The sequence below is a fragment of the Roseomonas chloroacetimidivorans genome, from assembly GCF_049629625.1.
Lineage (GTDB): Bacteria > Pseudomonadota > Alphaproteobacteria > Acetobacterales > Acetobacteraceae > Roseomonas > Roseomonas chloroacetimidivorans.
This window is the reverse complement of sequence record NZ_JBNBZS010000008.1, coordinates 57,355-74,520: the sequence shown is the minus strand read 5'-3', so window position 1 is coordinate 74,520 and position 17,166 is coordinate 57,355. Positions and strand designations below refer to the sequence as shown.

The 17,166-nt window shown below is 68.1% G+C and carries 17 protein-coding genes; 7 read left to right on the top strand and 10 right to left on the bottom strand.

Annotation, left to right across the window (positions count from 1 at the left end; translation table 11 throughout):
• Positions 1-55 precede the first annotated feature (55 nt).
• The gene (locus ACO1BU_RS06985) at positions 56-571 is read right to left on the bottom strand and encodes a hypothetical protein (RefSeq protein WP_424135197.1); all 516 of its coding nucleotides are present in this window, start codon (positions 569-571) and stop codon (positions 56-58) included.
• Between the two features lie 187 nt (positions 572-758).
• Here ACO1BU_RS06985 and ACO1BU_RS06980 point away from each other — a divergent pair, with 187 nt between their 5' ends.
• A complete protein-coding gene (locus ACO1BU_RS06980; protein WP_424135196.1) occupies positions 759-1,901 on the top strand; it encodes an ATP phosphoribosyltransferase regulatory subunit in 1,143 nt (380 codons plus the stop codon).
• 4 nt (positions 1,902-1,905) lie between these two features.
• Positions 1,906-3,195: an adenylosuccinate synthase gene (locus ACO1BU_RS06975; RefSeq protein ID WP_424135195.1), complete on the top strand. Its 1,290-nt coding sequence runs from the start codon at positions 1,906-1,908 to the stop codon at positions 3,193-3,195.
• A 264-nt stretch (positions 3,196-3,459) separates the two neighbouring features.
• Here the strand turns inward: ACO1BU_RS06975 and ACO1BU_RS06970 are convergent, their stop codons facing one another.
• The gene (locus ACO1BU_RS06970; protein WP_424135194.1) at positions 3,460-3,678 is read right to left on the bottom strand and encodes a hypothetical protein; all 219 of its coding nucleotides are present in this window, start codon (positions 3,676-3,678) and stop codon (positions 3,460-3,462) included.
• A 125-nt stretch (positions 3,679-3,803) separates the two neighbouring features.
• Between ACO1BU_RS06970 and glcF the strand changes: the two genes are divergently transcribed.
• The 3 genes from glcF (at position 3,804) to ACO1BU_RS06955 (ending at position 6,420) form a co-directional block, all read left to right on the top strand.
• Complete coding sequence (gene glcF / locus ACO1BU_RS06965; RefSeq protein ID WP_424135193.1) at positions 3,804-5,141, top strand: glycolate oxidase subunit GlcF; 1,338 nt, start codon at positions 3,804-3,806, stop codon at positions 5,139-5,141.
• Between the two features lie 37 nt (positions 5,142-5,178).
• Complete coding sequence (locus ACO1BU_RS06960; protein ID WP_424135192.1) at positions 5,179-5,811, top strand: tetratricopeptide repeat protein; 633 nt, start codon at positions 5,179-5,181, stop codon at positions 5,809-5,811.
• 78 nt (positions 5,812-5,889) lie between these two features.
• The gene (locus tag ACO1BU_RS06955; RefSeq protein WP_424135191.1) at positions 5,890-6,420 is read left to right on the top strand and encodes a hypothetical protein; all 531 of its coding nucleotides are present in this window, start codon (positions 5,890-5,892) and stop codon (positions 6,418-6,420) included.
• A gap of 123 nt (positions 6,421-6,543) precedes the next feature.
• Here ACO1BU_RS06955 and ACO1BU_RS06950 read toward each other — a convergent pair whose 3' ends face one another.
• Positions 6,544-7,740, bottom strand: coding sequence for a DJ-1/PfpI family protein (locus ACO1BU_RS06950; protein WP_424135190.1), 1,197 nt, complete (start codon positions 7,738-7,740; stop codon positions 6,544-6,546).
• Between the two features lie 93 nt (positions 7,741-7,833).
• Here ACO1BU_RS06950 and ACO1BU_RS06945 point away from each other — a divergent pair, with 93 nt between their 5' ends.
• Positions 7,834-8,793: a GlxA family transcriptional regulator gene (locus tag ACO1BU_RS06945; protein ID WP_424135189.1), complete on the top strand. Its 960-nt coding sequence runs from the start codon at positions 7,834-7,836 to the stop codon at positions 8,791-8,793.
• A gap of 124 nt (positions 8,794-8,917) precedes the next feature.
• Here ACO1BU_RS06945 and ACO1BU_RS06940 read toward each other — a convergent pair whose 3' ends face one another.
• The 3 genes from ACO1BU_RS06940 to ahpC form a co-directional block, all read right to left on the bottom strand.
• On the bottom strand, positions 8,918-9,850 hold the full coding sequence (locus ACO1BU_RS06940) for a LysR substrate-binding domain-containing protein (RefSeq protein ID WP_424135188.1): 933 nt from the start codon (positions 9,848-9,850) through the stop codon (positions 8,918-8,920).
• A gap of 58 nt (positions 9,851-9,908) precedes the next feature.
• The gene (gene ahpF, locus ACO1BU_RS06935) at positions 9,909-11,495 is read right to left on the bottom strand and encodes an alkyl hydroperoxide reductase subunit F (RefSeq protein WP_424135187.1); all 1,587 of its coding nucleotides are present in this window, start codon (positions 11,493-11,495) and stop codon (positions 9,909-9,911) included.
• A 115-nt stretch (positions 11,496-11,610) separates the two neighbouring features.
• The gene (gene ahpC, locus ACO1BU_RS06930) at positions 11,611-12,174 is read right to left on the bottom strand and encodes an alkyl hydroperoxide reductase subunit C (protein WP_424135186.1); all 564 of its coding nucleotides are present in this window, start codon (positions 12,172-12,174) and stop codon (positions 11,611-11,613) included.
• A 575-nt stretch (positions 12,175-12,749) separates the two neighbouring features.
• Between ahpC and ACO1BU_RS06925 the strand changes: the two genes are divergently transcribed.
• Positions 12,750-13,829 (top strand): LLM class flavin-dependent oxidoreductase, encoded by a 1,080-nt coding sequence (locus ACO1BU_RS06925; protein ID WP_424135185.1) that lies wholly within the window; start codon positions 12,750-12,752, stop codon positions 13,827-13,829.
• A 42-nt stretch (positions 13,830-13,871) separates the two neighbouring features.
• On the opposite strand, the gene ACO1BU_RS06920 is transcribed toward ACO1BU_RS06925, so the two are convergent.
• The 4 genes from ACO1BU_RS06920 to ACO1BU_RS06905 form a co-directional block, all read right to left on the bottom strand.
• Positions 13,872-14,387, bottom strand: a complete 516-nt coding sequence (locus ACO1BU_RS06920; protein WP_424135184.1) for a VOC family protein — start codon at positions 14,385-14,387, stop codon at positions 13,872-13,874.
• A 121-nt stretch (positions 14,388-14,508) separates the two neighbouring features.
• Positions 14,509-15,324, bottom strand: coding sequence for an N-acyl homoserine lactonase family protein (locus ACO1BU_RS06915; protein ID WP_424135183.1), 816 nt, complete (start codon positions 15,322-15,324; stop codon positions 14,509-14,511).
• Between the two features lie 13 nt (positions 15,325-15,337).
• Positions 15,338-16,312: a Bug family tripartite tricarboxylate transporter substrate binding protein gene (locus ACO1BU_RS06910; RefSeq protein WP_424135182.1), complete on the bottom strand. Its 975-nt coding sequence runs from the start codon at positions 16,310-16,312 to the stop codon at positions 15,338-15,340.
• 72 nt (positions 16,313-16,384) lie between these two features.
• Complete coding sequence (locus ACO1BU_RS06905; RefSeq protein WP_424135181.1) at positions 16,385-17,164, bottom strand: SDR family NAD(P)-dependent oxidoreductase; 780 nt, start codon at positions 17,162-17,164, stop codon at positions 16,385-16,387.
• Positions 17,165-17,166 lie beyond the last annotated feature (2 nt).

Below are 17,166 nucleotides of genomic sequence, written 5' to 3'. Positions count from 1 at the left end.
GGTCCTCCGGCTTCCTGGCCGGCGGGAGGGTACGGCCGTCGCGGTGAAGAACCCGTTAGCCGTTGCCGCGATGCCGCTCGTTCACCTCGATGGCCAGGGCCTGGGCGGCTTCCTCCACCCTGGGGAGGCGAGGGAGGTTCGAGAGACGGGCGAGGGTGGCGGCGCCGCCGACCGGGGCCAGCGCTGCCTCGGCTGCCGGGGTGTTGTACTGGCTCAGCGCCTGAGAGGCATCGGCGAAGGCGCGGATGGCGACCTCGGGCGGGGTGGATGGCGGAACGCCCAGGGCTTGGCGGAACTCGCGGCGCGCGATCTGAAGCTGGGGCTGCAGCAGCGCGTTGCGGGTGTGGGTCCAGAGCGGGTTGATCTCGGTCGCCCTGGCGAAGGCCTCGATTTCCGCGGCGACCCGAGCGGCCTCGGCGGGGCGGCCGGCGAGACGCTCCGTATCGCCGAATTCGAAGGGAGCCTGGCGCGCCACGTCGCGCAGCGGGTCGGCGAGGCCGATGCGGTCGGTGAGGCGAGCGTCGCCGCAGGCCGCGAGAAGAAGCGGGAGGGCGAGCAGGGCATGTTTCATGACAGGATTCCTCTCCTGCCGAGCTGGGGTGGGGAAACGTACTTTCCCAGGTCCAGCCAATGACGGCGCGGTTAAGGCGGCGCCATGACCGGGCGTTTCGGCTGACCCGAGCACGGCGGGGTTGCGGCGCGGGGCCCGCGCTGCCATTCACGGCGCGAAAAAGCTGCGAGCGTCCCGTTTCCTCCCGATGACCGACGATCCGCCCAACCCGGCCCTGCTGCCCGCCGGCCTGTCTGACCTGCTGCCGCCCGAGGCGGCGCGGGAGGCGGCGCTTGTGGAGGCGATGATGGCGGTCTTCGCCAGCCATGGCTACGAGCGGGTGAAGCCGCCGCTGCTGGAATTCGAGGAGGGGCTGCTGACCGGCTCGGGCGCGGCCCTGGCGGACCAGACCTTCCGGCTGATGGACCCGGTCAGCCAGCGCATGATGGGGCTGCGGGCGGATACGACGCCGCAGGTTGCGCGGATCGCAGCAACGCGGCTGCGCGACGTGCCGCGGCCGTTGCGACTTTCCTATGCCGGGCAGGTGCTCCGCGTGCGCGGCACGCAGATCGCGCCGGAACGGCAGCTGCCGCAGCTTGGCGTGGAGCTGATCGGCGTGGATAGCGCGGAGGCCGATGCGGAGGCGGCGGCGCTCGGCGTGGAGGCGCTGGCGGCCGTCGGAATCCAGGATGTGGCGCTGGACATCACCCTTCCCGCCATGTCGCCCGCGCTGCTGGATGCGGCCGGGCTGGAGGGGGCAGATCGCAACCGGCTGGCCCGGGCGCTGGACCGGAAGGATGCAGCCGCCGTGGAGCGGCTGGCGGAGCAGGCTGGGCCGCCCGCCATTTTCCTGATCGGGCTGCTGGCGGCGGCCGGGCCGGCGGACGGGGCGCTTAAGGCACTGCGCGCCGCGCCTTTGCCTGAAGGGCCGCGCCGGATCGCCAACAATGCCGCCGAGGTGATCGCGGCGCTGCGGCGGCGTGTGCCGGGACTGCGGATCACGCTGGACCCTGTGGAGTTCCGGGGTTTCCGCTATCACACGGGCGTGGCCTTCACGCTTTATGGACCCGGACGCACAGGAGAACTGGGACGCGGCGGGCGTTACATGAGCGGTGAGGAACCGGCGACGGGGCTCAGCCTTTATCCGGACGCGGCGCTCCGGGCGGCGCCGGTACCGGCGCCGCCGGACCGCGTCTTCCTTCCCGCCGGGCATGATCCCGCGGCGGCGGCCGCGCTGCGGCGGGCCGGGTTTGTGACGGTGGCGGCGCTTTCGGCCGCCGATGAGGCGCGTGCGCTGGGCTGCACGCATGAATTGCGCGGCACGCAAGCCGTGCCGCTGAGCAAGGAGTAGTTCCATGGCCAATGTCGCCATCATCGGCGCCCAGTGGGGTGACGAGGGCAAGGGCAAGGTGGTGGACTGGCTCGCCAGCCGCGCCGATATCGTCGTGCGGTTCCAGGGTGGCCATAATGCGGGCCACACGCTGGTGGTGGGCAACCAGACCTACAAGCTGAGCCTGCTTCCCTCCGGCGTCGTGCGCGGCAAGCTCGGCATCATCGGCAACGGCGTGGTGCTGGACCCCGATGCGCTGCTCTCGGAGATTGAGAAGGTGCGCGCGCAGGGGCTGGAGGTCGGCCCCCACAACCTGCGCATCGCCGAGAACACGCCGCTGATCCTTCCGCTGCACAGCGCGATCGACAAGGCGCGCGAGGCGGCGCGCGGGAAGAATGCCATCGGCACCACGGGCCGTGGCATCGGTCCGGCCTATGAGGACAAGGTGGCGCGCCGCGCCATCCGCCTCTGTGACCTTGCTGAGCCGGAGACGCTGGACCGCAAGCTCGACGAGCTGCTGTTGCACCACAACACGCTGCTGAAGGGCCTCGGCGCCGAGACTTTCGAGAAGTCGGCGCTGATGGAGAAGCTGCTCGGCTGGGCGCCGAAGCTGCTGCCCTTCATGGAGGCGGTGTGGGAGCGGCTGGACGCCGCGCGCCATGAGGGCAAGCGCGTGATGTTCGAGGGCGCGCAGGCCGTGATGCTCGATGTCGATCACGGCACCTATCCCTATGTCACCTCCTCCAACACCGTGGCCGGCAATGCGGCGGCGGGGGCGGGGGTGGGGCCGCATTATATCGGCACCATCCTGGGCATCGCGAAGGCCTACACCACCCGCGTTGGCTCCGGCCCCTTCCCGACGGAGCTCTTCGACGACACGGGCAAGCTACTGGGCGAGCGCGGCCATGAGTTCGGCACCGTCACCGGCCGCCCGCGCCGCTGCGGCTGGTTCGATGCCTGCCTCGTCCGCCAGGCCGTGAAGGTCGGCGGCGTGCAAGGCCTGGTCCTGACCAAGCTGGACGTGCTGGACGGGCTGCCCGAGCTGAAGATCTGCACGGGCTACGAGATCAATGGCGAGGTGCTGAAGCGCCTGCCCTCCGGCATGAAGGCCCAGGAGGCCGCCAAGCCGGTCTATGAGACGATCGAGGGCTGGTCGGGCAGCACGCGCGGCGCCCGCTCCTGGGCAGAGCTGCCAGCGCAGGCCATCAAGTATGTGCGCCGGATCGAGGAGCTGGTGGAGGCTCCGGTGACGCTGCTCTCCACGAGCCCGGAGCGCGACGACACCATCACCGTCAGCGATCCCTTCGCGGGCTGACGACTTGGCCCGGCGGCACGGGCAGGGGCGCCCGTCAGCTTCCGGGACCGCTGCGGCGACCTCCGCTGGGCTTTGTCAGGCCGGGCTGCGACATCGCGCGGTTCGTTCTGACCGCCGCAAATCTGGATGTCCCCGAGCCCTCTCGCCTGGTCTTTGGGAAGTATGAGTATTCCGGCCTCGCCTGGGGCTGCGAGGGGGCAGGCAGCGGTCTGTTTGCTGACCGCCCCAGGATGCCTCGCCACGGAGGTCCGGAAGAGCCAGGCGTCAGTTATCGCGCGACCAGACGAGGCGGACTTGCCGCTCCACGGCGCGAGGGGCATGGCCGCCGCCAGTCCGAAGGACTTGGCCGCCATCTCCGGGCAGGCGCGACGCAGCGCGGCCGGGGATGGTGAGGAGCATGGCCTGACGCTCCGCCTCAGCCCGCCCGAGGCGATGCATGTCCGCCTTGGCCGGCCGTGCGAACTGCATGGGCAGGGTGGTCATGCTGATAGGAATTCCCTTTGTGAATGGTGGGCGCCGCTGGCGCAGGCCAAGGCGGCCCATTATCTGCTTATCTGAGCAACGAGACCGGGTGCGTGCAGTTGCGCCCGGCTAACCGGGGGAGCGGCATGCGGACAGAGTTCACGGAGGCCCAACTCGCCGATCCCGAGATGCGGGAATCCAACCGCATCCTGCGGACCTGTGTGCATTGCGGCTTCTGCACCGCGACCTGCCCGACCTTCGTGCTGCTGGGTGACGAGCTGGATAGCCCGCGCGGGCGCATCTACCTGATCAAGGACATGCTGGAATCCGGCCGGGCGGCTGCGGAGGAGGAGGTGCGGCATGTGGACCGTTGCCTGTCCTGCCTGTCCTGCATGACGACCTGCCCGAGCGGCGTCCACTACATGCATCTGGTGGACCATGCCCGGCATCATATCGAGGAAACCTATCAGCGGCCGATCGTGGAGCGGATGCTGCGCGGGGTACTGGCGCTGGTGCTGCCACGGCCCCGGCTGTTCCGGGTGGCCCTCGCCGGGGCGCGGCTGGCCAAGCCGCTGCGGGGGCTCTTTGGCGGAACCTCGGTGACGGCCCGGCGGGTGCGGGCGATGCTGGATCTGGCGCCGCCAGCCCTGCCGCCGCCCAGCGATTCCGCGCGGGCCGCGGTACATCCGGCCCAGGGATTGCGGCGCGGCCGCGTGGCGCTGCTGACAGGCTGCGCGCAGACCGTGCTTGCACCCTCCATCAACGAGGCGACGATCCGGCTGCTGACCCGAATGGGGCTGGAGGTGGTGGTGACGGCCGGGCAGGGCTGCTGCGGGGCGCTCACCCACCATATGGGTCGGCAAGAGTCCTCCCACGCGCTGGCCCGGCGCAACATCGAGGCCTGGGCCGCGGAGGCTGAGGGCGAGGGTCTGGACGCCATCGTCATCAATGCCTCGGGCTGCGGCACGACGGTGAAGGATTACGGGCACATTTTCCGGGAAGCCGAGCCGCGGCTGCGGGACCGGGCGGCGCGGGTGGCGGAACTCGCCAAGGATATTTCAGAGGTGCTGGACCGCTTTGGCTATGAGCCGCTGCGGGAACGGCCGGGGCTCACCGTGGCCTATCAGGCCGCCTGCAGCCTGCAGCACGGCCAGCAGATCACGGGCGTGCCGAAGGCGCTGCTGGAGCGGGCAGGCTTTGGTGTCCGGGTGCCAGCCGAGGCACATCTCTGCTGCGGCAGTGCGGGCACCTACAACATCCTGCAGCCCGAGATCGCCGGGCGGTTGCGGGAGCGGAAGCTGGAACACCTGCACCGGACGGGCGCGGATCTCATCGCCTCCGGGAATATCGGTTGCCTGACGCAGTTGGGGGATGGCGGGCTGCCGGTGGCGCATACGGTGGAACTGCTGGACTGGATGGCCGGTGGGCCGGCGCCCGCGGCTGTGACGGCGGCGCGGACGCGGCAGGCGGCGCCGGCAGGCTGAGACGGCCCGGCGGGCTTCGGATGCGAAGGAGGTTGCGATGAGGCGCATGGGAGCGGTAGCGGGCCTGGTCCTGCTTCTATCCGGCCCGGCTTCGGCGCAGGTCCTGCCGCCGCAGGGCGGACCATCGGTCATGCCCGCCATTCCGCCGCCGGCCATGGCGATGCCCAAGCCCGGCGCGGCAGAGCGGCGGCGGGCGGAGCTGGACCAGTTGCTGGACGCGCTGGCCAAGGCGCCGGACGAGGCAACGGCGGCGCCCCTGCAGGCCCGTATCCAGGCACTCTGGGCCGAGGGCGGCACGCCGGCGGTGGGGCTGCTGCTCCGCAAGGGGCTGCGGGAGCTGGCGGCGAACGCGACCGAGGAGGCGGTGGAGGACATGGATGCCGCCATCACGCTGCAGCCGGATTTCGCTGAATCTTGGGTCCTGCGATCCCAAGCGCTGTCCGCCGCCGGAGACCGGCGCGCGGCGGCGGCCGATCTACGGGAGGCGCTGCGACTGGAACCCCGGCATTTCGGGGCGTTGCTGGCACTTTCGGAACTGCAGGAGGAGGCGGGGGATCTGAACGGTGCCTTGCGGAGCATGCAGGCCGCATTGCGGATCCATCCGCATCTGCCGGGGGGCGCGCAGCGGGCAAGGGAGCTGCGGCGCCGTGCACTGGGCGACGCGACCTGAGGGCATCTTTGCGGGCCGCTCCGTTTTCGGCGCGGGGCGGGCCAGCGTTGGTGTTCCTGGCCGGCTGAGGGGACCGATGTGCCGCGTTCCAATGCTGTGATCCGTGTGAACCGGGCGCCTGTCCTGACCCTTTGGTCCACCGTGGTGGCGGAGCGCCTGGGCCACCCGCCTGATACGGCCCTGAGCCTGGCCAGTTATGTCGCGGGAACAGCGGCGCGGGCGAAGGCGCGACGGCTTGGGATCGCGGAGGAGAAGGACCGGGAGAGGGAAGGCGCGCCAGCCGGAGAGCGGAGGATGGTGCGGCTGCTCGGGCGGGACGTGCCGATGACCCATGACAAGGATGGCCAGGACCTTGCCGATGCGGGTGATGGCCGGCCCGCGCCGGCCGCGCCGGTGCGGGCCTATTTGGAAAAGGCCTTCGGCAAGCGCCTGGATGATGCGCGTGCCGCGATGGAGGAGATCGCGGCCTCGCTGGAACCCGAGGAGCTGAACCGGACGGGGTTCCGCCTCTACGAGCGATTCAGGCCGGACGTGCCGGCCGATGTCAAAGGCTGGGGAGCGAAGGGCGAGCTGGACCTCGACCGGATCCGGCGGGCGGGAGAGCAGTGAGCGCCTCCGGCGTGGCGCTCTGCAGGGCATTCACGAACTGGACTATGGATGTACCAGGGTGTCCGTCGGAAGCCTTCTCATGACGCGAATTCACGCGAGGCGCACCGGAAGCGGCGCTTCGCGTCACGACGCACTCTCTCTCCGCCGCGCTGTTTGCATCGCTTGGCGCTGAGGCAGGGCGGCGTCCTTCGGGTATTCGAGTTGCATGGCCACGAAGGAAGCCGTCGACTTTCCGTAGCGTGCCGCGATGTCCTGGAGCACCTGCTCCAGGGCTCTTGCCGGTTGCAGATGCTCGGTCGCTGGAAGCAGCCGCTCCGCCGGCCAGCTTGTGGCAAGCTGATCGGGAACGATGCCTATGCCGTTGCGGCTCCGCTGTGCAGCGGCCGTGCTCGCGAAGGTCACCGCGCGCGAACGATAGGTCCGGGACCAGGCATCCGCGACGAGGGCAAGCGACACTTCATCAACGCCCGGCAGAAGCCGCATGCCGAGTTGCTCATGGTTCCAGAAGGCGAGCCGATTCCTGATCGCCGTCAGGGCGAATGGGCGCGTGAGGGTGAAGGCGCCGCTGTCATGGCTCGCATCCCAGCCCGCAAGGCCAAGATCGCGGCCGACCGTCTCGGCCTTGTTCCGCCCGGCAATAGCCTGGATCAGCGTGAGCGCCATCGGCATGGACGCGGTAATACCCGTCGTCGTCGCGACGCCCGCATCCACCACCAGCCGCCGGTCCGCGACATAGCGCGTCGTTGGATGCCTCTCCTGCAACTCCTTCCGGTAGTACCAGTGGGTTGTCGCTCGCTTGCCGTCGAGCAGCCCGGCCGCGCCGATGATCTTTGCTCCGGCGCAGACGCCGATGATGATCGCGCCCTTGGCGGCCTGCTTCCTGATCCATTGCAGGACGGCCGGATCGTCGTCGCGGTGCATGGCGGGAACGATGACATGGTCAGCGCCATCCGGGTGCCGCTGATCGAATTCCGTGACCGTCGCCTGTGGCTCGACCTGAAGGGCCGGGTAAAGCATCACCCGCCCAGGCTCCGTTCCGAGCGCCACCACATCGGCGATACCGGCGCGCTGGAGGATGCCATAGGGCATGAGGTAGTCGGTGACCTCGGTACCGGCATTGGCGCCGACGATCGCAATCAGCGGACGCTGCCGCTTCGGCGGCCTCAAACCTGTCAGCGTGGCATCCGCCTCATCCCGGGCGACCGGCGGTGGGGCTTTTGCGGCTGGCGCCGCAGGCAGCGAGAGCATCCAGCCCGAGCCGGCAGCCAGGGGCAGGGCCGCCAGGCCCAGGCAGCTCCATATTGCAAGGCGACGATTCATCGTTCCCTGGCCGTGCGTCGCTGTTCTGACTTGACGCGGAGCCTACGGATCTCAATTCACGGCTGAAATGACATAATTCCGGCGAATCCTGCCATGGGCCGCTCCGTCGCCATTGTCATCTTTCCCGGGTTTCAGCTGCTTGATGCGGCCGGCCCCACGGCGGCCCTGGAAATGGCGGAGCGGTTCTGCCCCGGAAGTTATAATCTGGCGCTGCTGGCGCCTTGCGGAGGCGAGGTGGCGAGTTCCTCCGGGATCAGACTCTCAGCCACACCCTTGAGGAAGCGTTCCTTTGACACGGTCATTGTATCGGGCGGCGACATCCTTCGCTCAATGGTGGCCGCCCAGGAGATCGTATCCTGGCTGAAGCGCGTTCGGGCCCGGCGGATCGCCAGCGTTTGCTCCGGTGCCTATCTCCTCGCCGAGGCGGGGCTGCTGGATGGCCGCCGCGCAACCACGCACTGGGGCAGCACGGACGACTTTGGCCGCCGCTATCCGAAGGTCAGGCTGGAGGCGGAGCGCATCTTCATCAGGGATGGCGATGTCTGGACCTCGGCCGGGATCTCAGCAGGTATCGATTTGGCCCTGGCCCTTGTCGAGGATGATCTGGGGATGCAGGTCGCCCGCCAGACGGCGCAGCAGCTCGTGGTGCACCAGCGTCGGCCTGGCGGCCAGTCGCAGTTTTCGGCTCTGGTGGGACTGGGCGGCCGGACGGGCCGGTTCGTCGGGCTGATTGAATGGATGAGGGCACATCTGGCCGAAGTGCTGACGGTTGAACGGCTGGCCGACCGCGCCGCCATGAGCCCGCGCCACTTCGCCCGCACCTTCACCGCGGAAACGGGAACCACGCCCGCAAAGGCGGTGGAGCGCTTGCGCCTTGAGACCGCCCGGACGGCCGTTGAAACCAGCCACGCTCCGCTGGAGCATATCGCGGAGAAAGCCGGCTTCGGCGACCCGGGGCGCATGCGCCGCGCCTTTCTCCGGAGTTTCGGCCAGCCGCCGCAGGCGCTGCGTCGGGCAGCCCGGGCGCTGGGTGGCCATCGCCGGGTTCTTTAGAGGGGGGCTGCTGCCAGAAGCCGGGCGATGCCGCGGAGAGCCGTTTCTGGCCGAACCCGGCGGTCCAGGCGGGGGGCCGCATTCGCGATACTCCGCCGATCGCGGGCGAGTCCCGCGGCACCCGTCAGGCGGGCGCGGGGGAAAGAGGCTCGTTACTGGGTTCCAGCAAACCGTCGGGCAGCGCGCGCAGCACCTCTGCCAATTGCAGCAGGAGCGGCCCAAGGGCCGAACTCTTCCGCCAGAGGAGTGCGATTTTCCGGCTCGGATTCCCGTCCTCGAAGCGCAGCAGGTGGAGGTTGTCGGAGTAGGGAGCCATGCCCCTGGCTGCGAGGGCCGGCATCAGTGTCACGCCAAGCCCGGCCAAGACCATCTGCCGCAGCGTTTCCAGGCTGGTGGCGCGGAACTCCGACTGTTCCCGCGCTCCGGACATCTGGCACACCTCCAGCGCCTGGTCCCGCAGGCAATGGCCGTCATCCAGCAACATCAGGTTGAGCTGGGACAACTCTTTCATCCGCAACGTTTCCCGCGCGGCGAGCGGGTGGTCCTTCGGCACGGCGAGGCGGAAGGGTTCCTCGAAAAGAAGTTCGCAATGCAGGTTGGCGTCGTGCACGGGCAGGGCAAGGAGCGCGGCATCCAGCTTGCCATCGCGCAGCCGCCCTAGCAGCGAGTCGCTCTTCTCCTCGACCAACAGGAGTTCCAGCTGTGGGAAGCGGGCGCGGATGCGCGGCATCACATGTGGCAACAGATAGGGGCCGAGGGTAGGGAAGACCCCCAGCCTTACCGTTCCCGCCTCCGGACGGCGCAGGCGCCGTGCCGCCTCCTTCATCTGCTCCACCTCGCCGATGATGCGCCGCGCGCGTGCGACGGCGTCCTGTCCGGCTGGAGTCAGCATCACGTTTCGGGGGGAACGTTCAAACAGCGCCACGCCCAGCTCCTCCTCCAACTTCCGGATCTGGGTGGAGAGCGTGGGCTGGCTGATGAGGCATGCCTCGGCGGCCCTCCGGAAGTTCCGGTGGTCCGCCAAGGCGATCAGATACTGCAGTTCTCGCAGATTCATCGGGATGGGGGCGCCCGCCTCCTCGTGGGGCCTTGGGGAGGCGGGCGGATGGCGGGCGTCAGGCTGCCTTCTTTTCCGCGACCGCGGCTTCCGGGGCGGAGCTGCGGATCAGGTAGTCGAAGGCCGCCAGTGAGGCCTTTGCGCCTTCGCCCGCCGCGATGATGATCTGCTTGTAGGGCGCCGTGGTGCAGTCGCCGGCGGCGAAGACGCCGGGCAGCGAGGTCTGGCCATGGGCATCCACGACGATCTCGCCGCGCGGGGAGAGCTCCAGCGTGCCCTTCAGCCATTCCGTGTTCGGCAGCAGGCCGATCTGCACGAAGATGCCCTCGAGCCTCAGCGTGTGGTGCTCGCCCGTCACCCGGTCCTCATAGACCAGGCCCGTCACCTTCTGGCCGTCGCCCTTCACCTCGGTGGTGCGGGCGGAAACCAGCACGGTGACGTTCGGCAGGCTGCGCAGCTTGCGCTGCAGCACCTCGTCGGCGCGCAGCTTGGTGTCGAATTCGAGCAGCGTGACATGCTTCACGATACCGGCCAGGTCGATCGCCGCCTCGACGCCCGAATTGCCGCCGCCGATCACCGCCACGTCCTTGCCCTTGAAGAGCGGGCCGTCGCAATGCGGGCAGTAAGCGACACCCTTGTTGCGGTAGATGTCCTCGCCGGGCACGCCCATCTGCCGCCAGCGCGCGCCGGTGGAAAGGATGACGCTCTTGGCGCGCAGCGTGGCGCCACCGGCCATGCGCACCGTGAACATGCCGTTCTCGGCATTCAGTTCCTCGGCGCGCTGGAGGTTCATGATCTTCACCTCGTTCTCGCGCACATGCGTCTCAAGCGCCTGGGCCAGCTTCGGGCCTTCGGTGTGCGGGACGGAGATGAAGTTCTCGATGCCCATGGTGTCCAGCACCTGGCCACCGAAGCGCTCGGCGGCGACGCCGGTGCGGATGCCCTTGCGCGCCGCGTACACAGCCGCAGCGGCGCCGGCGGGACCGCCGCCGACGATGAGCATGTCGAAGGGCTCCTCGGCGGAGAGCTTCTTCGCCTCGCGCGCCGCGGCACCGGTGTCGAGTTTGGCGACGATCTCCTCGACGCCCATGCGGCCCTGGCCGAAAACCTGCCCGTTCAGGTAGACGGTCGGCACCGACATCACCTGCCGCGCCTCGACCTCCTGTTGGAACAGGGCGCCGTCGATGGCGACGTGCTTGATGTTCGGGTTCAGCACCGCCATCAGGTTCAGCGCCTGCACGACGTCAGGGCAGTTCTGGCAGGACTGCGAGAAATAGGTCTCGAAAGTCATCTCGCCATCCAGATCCTTGATCTGATCGATGACGGATTGCTCAAGCTTCGAGGGATGGCCGCCCACCTGGAGCAGGGCCAGCACCAGCGAGGTGAACTCGTGGCCCATCGGTAGGCCGGCGAAGCGCAGGCTGATGTCCTGGCCCGGGCTGGTGAGCGCAAAAGAGGGGGCGCGCTCCCCGTCATTGTGGCTCTCAGTCAGGGAGATCTTGTCGGAGGCGTCCTGCAGATCGTGCAGAAGCTCCAGCATTTCACGCGACTTGGGGCTGTCATTGACGGAAGCCGTGATCTGGATGGGACGGACAACCCGCTCCAGATAGGCCTTGAGCTGAGTTTTCAGATTAGCATCCAGCACGGGGAATCTCCGGTGAATGGAGGGGAAAGGGCCGGGCCCGCGGCGTTAACGCGCAACCCGGCATGGCGGTGCCGGCCAGAAACCGGCACCACCTGGCCCGGAAGGGCCGCCCTGGTCAGATCTTGCCGACGAGGTCGAGCGACGGGGCGAGGGTCTTCTCGCCTTCCTGCCACTTGGCCGGGCAAACCTCGCCCGGATGCGCGGCGACGTACTGAGCGGCCTTGACCTTGCGCAGCAGGTCCTGGGCGTCACGGCCGATGCCCTCGGCGGTGACTTCGTAGGCCTGGATGATGCCCTCGGGGTCCACGATGAAGGTGCCGCGGTCGGCCAGGCCCTGGCCCTCGCGCATCACCTCGAAGTTGTTGCTCAGCGTGCCCGTCGGGTCGCCCAGCATGGTGTACTGGATCTTGCCGATGGTCTCGGAGCTGTCATGCCACGCCTTGTGGGTGAAGTGCGTGTCGGTGGAGACGGAGTAAACCTCCACGCCGAGCCTCTTCAGCTCCTCGTAATGATCAGCCACGTCGCCGAGCTCGGTCGGGCAGACGAAGGTGAAGTCAGCGGGGTAGAAGACGAACACGGCCCACTTGCCGAGCACGTCCGTGTCGGACACCTCGACGAACTTGCCCTGCTTATAACCCTGGGCCTTGAAGGGCTTGATCTTGGTGTTGACGAGGGACATGCAATCTCCTTTTGCAACGCGGTGCAGGGGGGCCTGCCACCATGCCGGCGGAAGGTAGTGTCGCCGGGTGGATATGCCAAATAGATAAAAATTTGCGGAATGATAGCCTGCGTCTATCACTGGGGGCGCCGGGTAGCCTCGCATCTGGCGGGGCGGGCAGGAGGGCAGTGGCCAGAAGCTGATCGCCGGGCCGGTTACCTGACGCTGGCCGCGAGGTCGGCTTCACAGGCATTCAGCGCCGCTGAACCCGCGCAGGAGCGCTGTAGCGAAAATTCCTGAGCATCGGCCAGAGAGAAGTTACGTCAATTCTGGCCCGGATCTTGCTGTCGGTTCTTGCTGTCGGTTCTTGCCGCGGTTGGCGCTCATCATGCCTCTTCGCCCAGCCAGGAGGGCCAATGCGCCATCGCGGCCAGACAGTCATGCCCGCCGCCATGCGGCTGCGTTGGTCGCGCCGTGGTGCATCCGCGAGGCCGCCGCGCAGGTGCTGGAACGGGTAACGAACAGGCTCAGCAGAGGCTGATCGGCTGAAGCCTGTTCGCCTTCTGCATACCCCGCTTAGTCAGAAAGGTCGGATCGTGGAGTTCGGTATTTTTTCAAACGGCTTTCGCCCGCATGTCAGCGCCGCCCACAGCTATGACGAGGACATCGCCGAGATCGTTCTGGCGGACAGGCTCGGGTTCCGCGATGCCTATATCAGCGAGCATCACGGTGAGCCGCCCTATATCGGGACGGTCGACACGATTCCCTTGCCTGAACTGATGATGTGCAAGGCGGCAGCACTGACAAAGTCGATCCGCATGGGCTCTGCCGTCAAGCTGATCCACCTGCACCATCCCGTCGATGTGGCCATTCAGGCGGCGGTGGCAAATCACCTGGTCGGCGCTGGCCGATTCATCTTCGGATTCGGTTCGGGCTTCGCAGCGCCGATGATGTCGGAGGGCCGGGGGCTGAGCTTTGAGGACCGGCATGCGCGGCTGGCGGAATCGCTGGAGGCAGTGCTGAAATGCTGGAGCACCGAGGAGCCCTTCGATTGGAATGGCCGCTTCTGGCGGGGAAGCGGCATCGTGGCCCTTCCGAAGCCGCCGGATGTCGCGAACATGCCGATGGCAACGGCTACTTCCTCTGACTCCATGATCCGCCTCGCGGCGGAGCGCGGCTACATCCTGCTCTCCGCCTTTCTGGAATCCGCCGCCATCGTCCGGGCGCGGGGCGAGACATACACGGCCCATGCGATCGCAGCTGGAAGGGATAGGCCGCGGAACAAGCTCACTGTCGCCCGCCTCGTCTACATGGCCGACAGCCGCGAGGAGGCGATCGAGGATCTGCGCGAGGCAGTGGCCTATGAGGTCAGCATCCAGGCCAAGCGCGGCTTCCTGACAATGCTGAAGAACCAGATGAACCTGGAAGTGCCGAATGACGAACGCGCCATCGACTACCTGACGGATGCGAATGTCTACATGCTTGGCACGCCCGAGGAGGTGACGCGCAAGCTCGAGGCCTTCTATGAGGAAACCGGGGGCTTCGGCACCTTGCTGATCACCACCGGCAAGGACTGGGCGACCCGGGAGAAGCGCCACCGTTCCATGCGGCTGTTCATGGAACAGGTGGCGCCCCGGCTGCGGCATCTGCAGCCGCACGCGGCCGTGGCGGCCTGAGGCGGTATTCCCCCGGGCGGGCCTGCCCGGGGGAGGGCGGCGTCACTGGGCGAAGACGCTTTCGAAGTCGCGGAAGCCCTTTACCTCGATCGGATTGCCCGAGGGGTCGAAGAAGAACATCGTGCGCTGCTCGCCGGGCTCGCCTTCGAAGCGCACAACCGGCGGGATGTCAAAGCCGATTCCTGCCTTCTCCAGCCGCTCCGCCAGGGCGAACCAGTCATCCAGCGGCAGCACGGCGCCGAGATGCGGCATCATCACCATGTGGTCGCCGACCTTGCCCGTACGCGTGACAGGGAAGGGCTCGCCGAGATGCAGGGAGAGCTGGTGACCGAAGAAGTCGAAATCCACCCAGGTCTCGGTGGAGCGGCCTTCCTTGCAGCCGAGCACGTCGCCGTAGAAGCGACGGGCCTCCTGCAGATCCGTAACGTGATAGGCGAGGTGAAAAAGGGCCTTCATCACTTGTCCTGAGAGCGGTTCGGCGGGCGCCTTGGAATGACGCTGGCCGGCGATGGCCGGCCGGCGCTTCTCCAACCTCGTGCCCGGGATGTCCAGCAGCATTCATCGGGCGGGAGCAGCTCTCCTGGGGCATGACGGATGCATGCCGGGAGATGTGAAGCTATGGCCGGCTGGAAGGCAGCGTAACGGAACGGCGGCTCCGGGCCGCTGCACTAAACCATCTTCAGCCGATGGCGGTGTCGCGCGGGGGCAGATCGAGCCGCACGCCATCGAGGCCTCCATCAATGGCGGGATACTGCTCCAGGACCAGCGGGTCGTGGCCGGGAATGATATGCGCGGGGCTATCGGCCAGCTCGCGGCAGGTCCGCAGGGCTTCCAGCGCTCCGGCGAGGTCGGGCGCGCCCGGAAAGGGGTTGGCGTTGGTCAGGCTGCGATAGAAATGTGCCGCGTCACTCGCCAGGACCACCCAGCCGCGTGCCGTGTGCACCCGCACGACCTGCAAGCCACCTGTGTGCCCGCCGGTCCGATGCAGGCTGACGCCAGGCGCGATCTCGGCCGTGCCATCATGGAAGCATACCCGGCCGCCATGGACGTAGCGCACCATCTGGACGACATGGTCCAGCTCGAAGGCGCCGCGCAGGCGGGCATGGCACATGCAGCGGCCCGTGCAATAGGCCATCTCCCGGTCCTGCACATGGAAGCGGGCGCGGGGGAACATCGCCGTGCCGCCGGCATGGTCCAGGTGAAGATGGGTGAGCACGACATCCGGCACCGTTGCGGCGTCGATGCCGATGCGGCCGAGCGCCTGGTCCACCCGCTGCCGCAGCGGCCAGCCCCGCTTGCCGGAAACCGTTTCGTCGAAACCCGTGTCCACGATGATGGTCCGGCCGCCACCGCGGATCGCCCAGACATAGAATTCGAGCTGTTCTTCCACCTCATGCGGGTCCGGGAAGCTGTAATTGATCCGCGCGGGGCGAGGCGCGCTGCTGGAAAAGCGCAGCGCGTGCACTTCGTAATCGGGAAGCTGATGGCCGCTCATCCCGCTTCGCCCCTCATTCCGGGCGTACGCCTGTGGCAGCGACGACGCGGCGCCACTTCTCCAGCTCTCCGGCGACGAAGCGCCCGAAGGCTTCCGGCGTCTCCTGGCCGGGAGTGGCGCCGAATTCCCGGTAACGGCGGCTCACCGTCTCGGAACGCAACGCGGCGTTCAGCACGTCATGCACCTGCGCCACCAGCTCGGGCGGCGTGCCTTTGGGGGAGAAGAGGCCAAACCAGGCGGTGGCCTCATAGCCATTCACCGTTTCTCCCACGGTCGGTACCTCGGGCAGGCTCTCGTCGCGGGTCCGGGTGGTGACGGCAAGCGGTTTGATGCGGCCGCTTTTGATATGCGGCACGGAGGTGGTGGTGGCATCCACCATCAGCGGGATATGGCCGGCCAGCAGGTCATTCATCGCGGGGCCACCGCCCCGATAGGGGATGTGAACGAGGTTCGCGCCGGTCATCATCTTCAGCAACTCGGCGCTCATATGGGTGGTGGTGCCGACGCCCGCCGTGCCGTAGCTGACCGGTCCCTTCTTCGCCTGGGCGAGCAGGCCCGCAATATCGTTGGCGGGGAAGCTTGGATGGGCGACGAAGATGTTGGCGGTGGTGCAGGCCAGCGCCAGGGGCGCGAAGTCATTGGCCGCGTCGTAGCCGGGGTTCGGATAGAGCGCCTGGTGGATGCCGTTGGTGCCACCGGAGCCGAAGAACCAGGTGTAGCCATCGGGCGCGGCGCGTATGGCGGTCGATGTGCCCACCGTACCGCCGCCGCCCGAGAGGTTCTCGATAACGATCGTCCAGCCTTTCGCGGCGTGGATCTCGGCGGCGAGAATGCGGGCGAGCACATCGGTGGGGCCGCCCGCCGCGAAGGGGATGATCATGCGGATCGGGCGGTTGGGGTAGGCGCCCTGCGCCCAGCCGGAAGCCGGGAGCATGAGGGGCGCCGCCAGCGAGGCGCGCAGCAGCTTGCGCCGCTGGATGGGCGGCATGGGACGTTCCTTCCTCTGCGGGCTCATTTTTGTGGTGGCGCCGGGCTGGCCCCTTTGGCCCGGCGCTCTTGTTCAAGCGGTCGTGCCGCCATCCACCGGCAGCGCGGCGCCGGTGATGAAGGAGGCTTCGTCGGACAGCAGGAAGAGCGCGGCATTCGCGATCTCCTCTGGCCGCGCCGGGCGGCCCATCGGGTTCACGGCGCCACGCTTTTTCACCAGCTCCTCCACGTCCAGCCCAGCCGTGGAGGCCTGGTCGGGCCGCGCGACGAAGACGCGGAGCATGGGCGTGTCCACGCTTCCCGGGCAGATGGCGTTGCAGCGGATGCCCTCGGGCGCAAGGCGCTTGGCGAGCGCGCGCATGAAGCCGACCACGCCGAACTTCATGGCGGAATAGACGGGGCTGAAGACGGAGCCCTGCAAGCCGGAAGTGGAGGCCGTATAAAGGAGCGCGGCCCCGGGACGGCCGCGGAGCTGCGGGATGGCGGCATCCGTCGTGGCCATGATGCTCCGCAGGTTTAGATCGAGAGCGAGGTCGAGATCTTCCTGCTGGAGGCCCTCGACGACGGAGGGGCCGGGATGGCCGACATGGTTCCAGACGAAATCGAGGCCGCCGAAGGCCCTCACCGCCTCCGTCACGATCTGCTTGGAGAAGCCGACATCCCGCAGGTCACCCGGCAGACCGATGGCACGGCCTCCGGCTGCCTCGATCTCAGCGACCGCCGAGGCGACACCGGCTTCATCGCGATCCACCACGGCAACCGCGGCGCCTTCGCGCGCGAAGCGGATGACACCGGCACGGCCCATGCCCGAGGCGGCCGCCGTAACCAGCCCGACCTTGCCCTGAAGTCTCATTC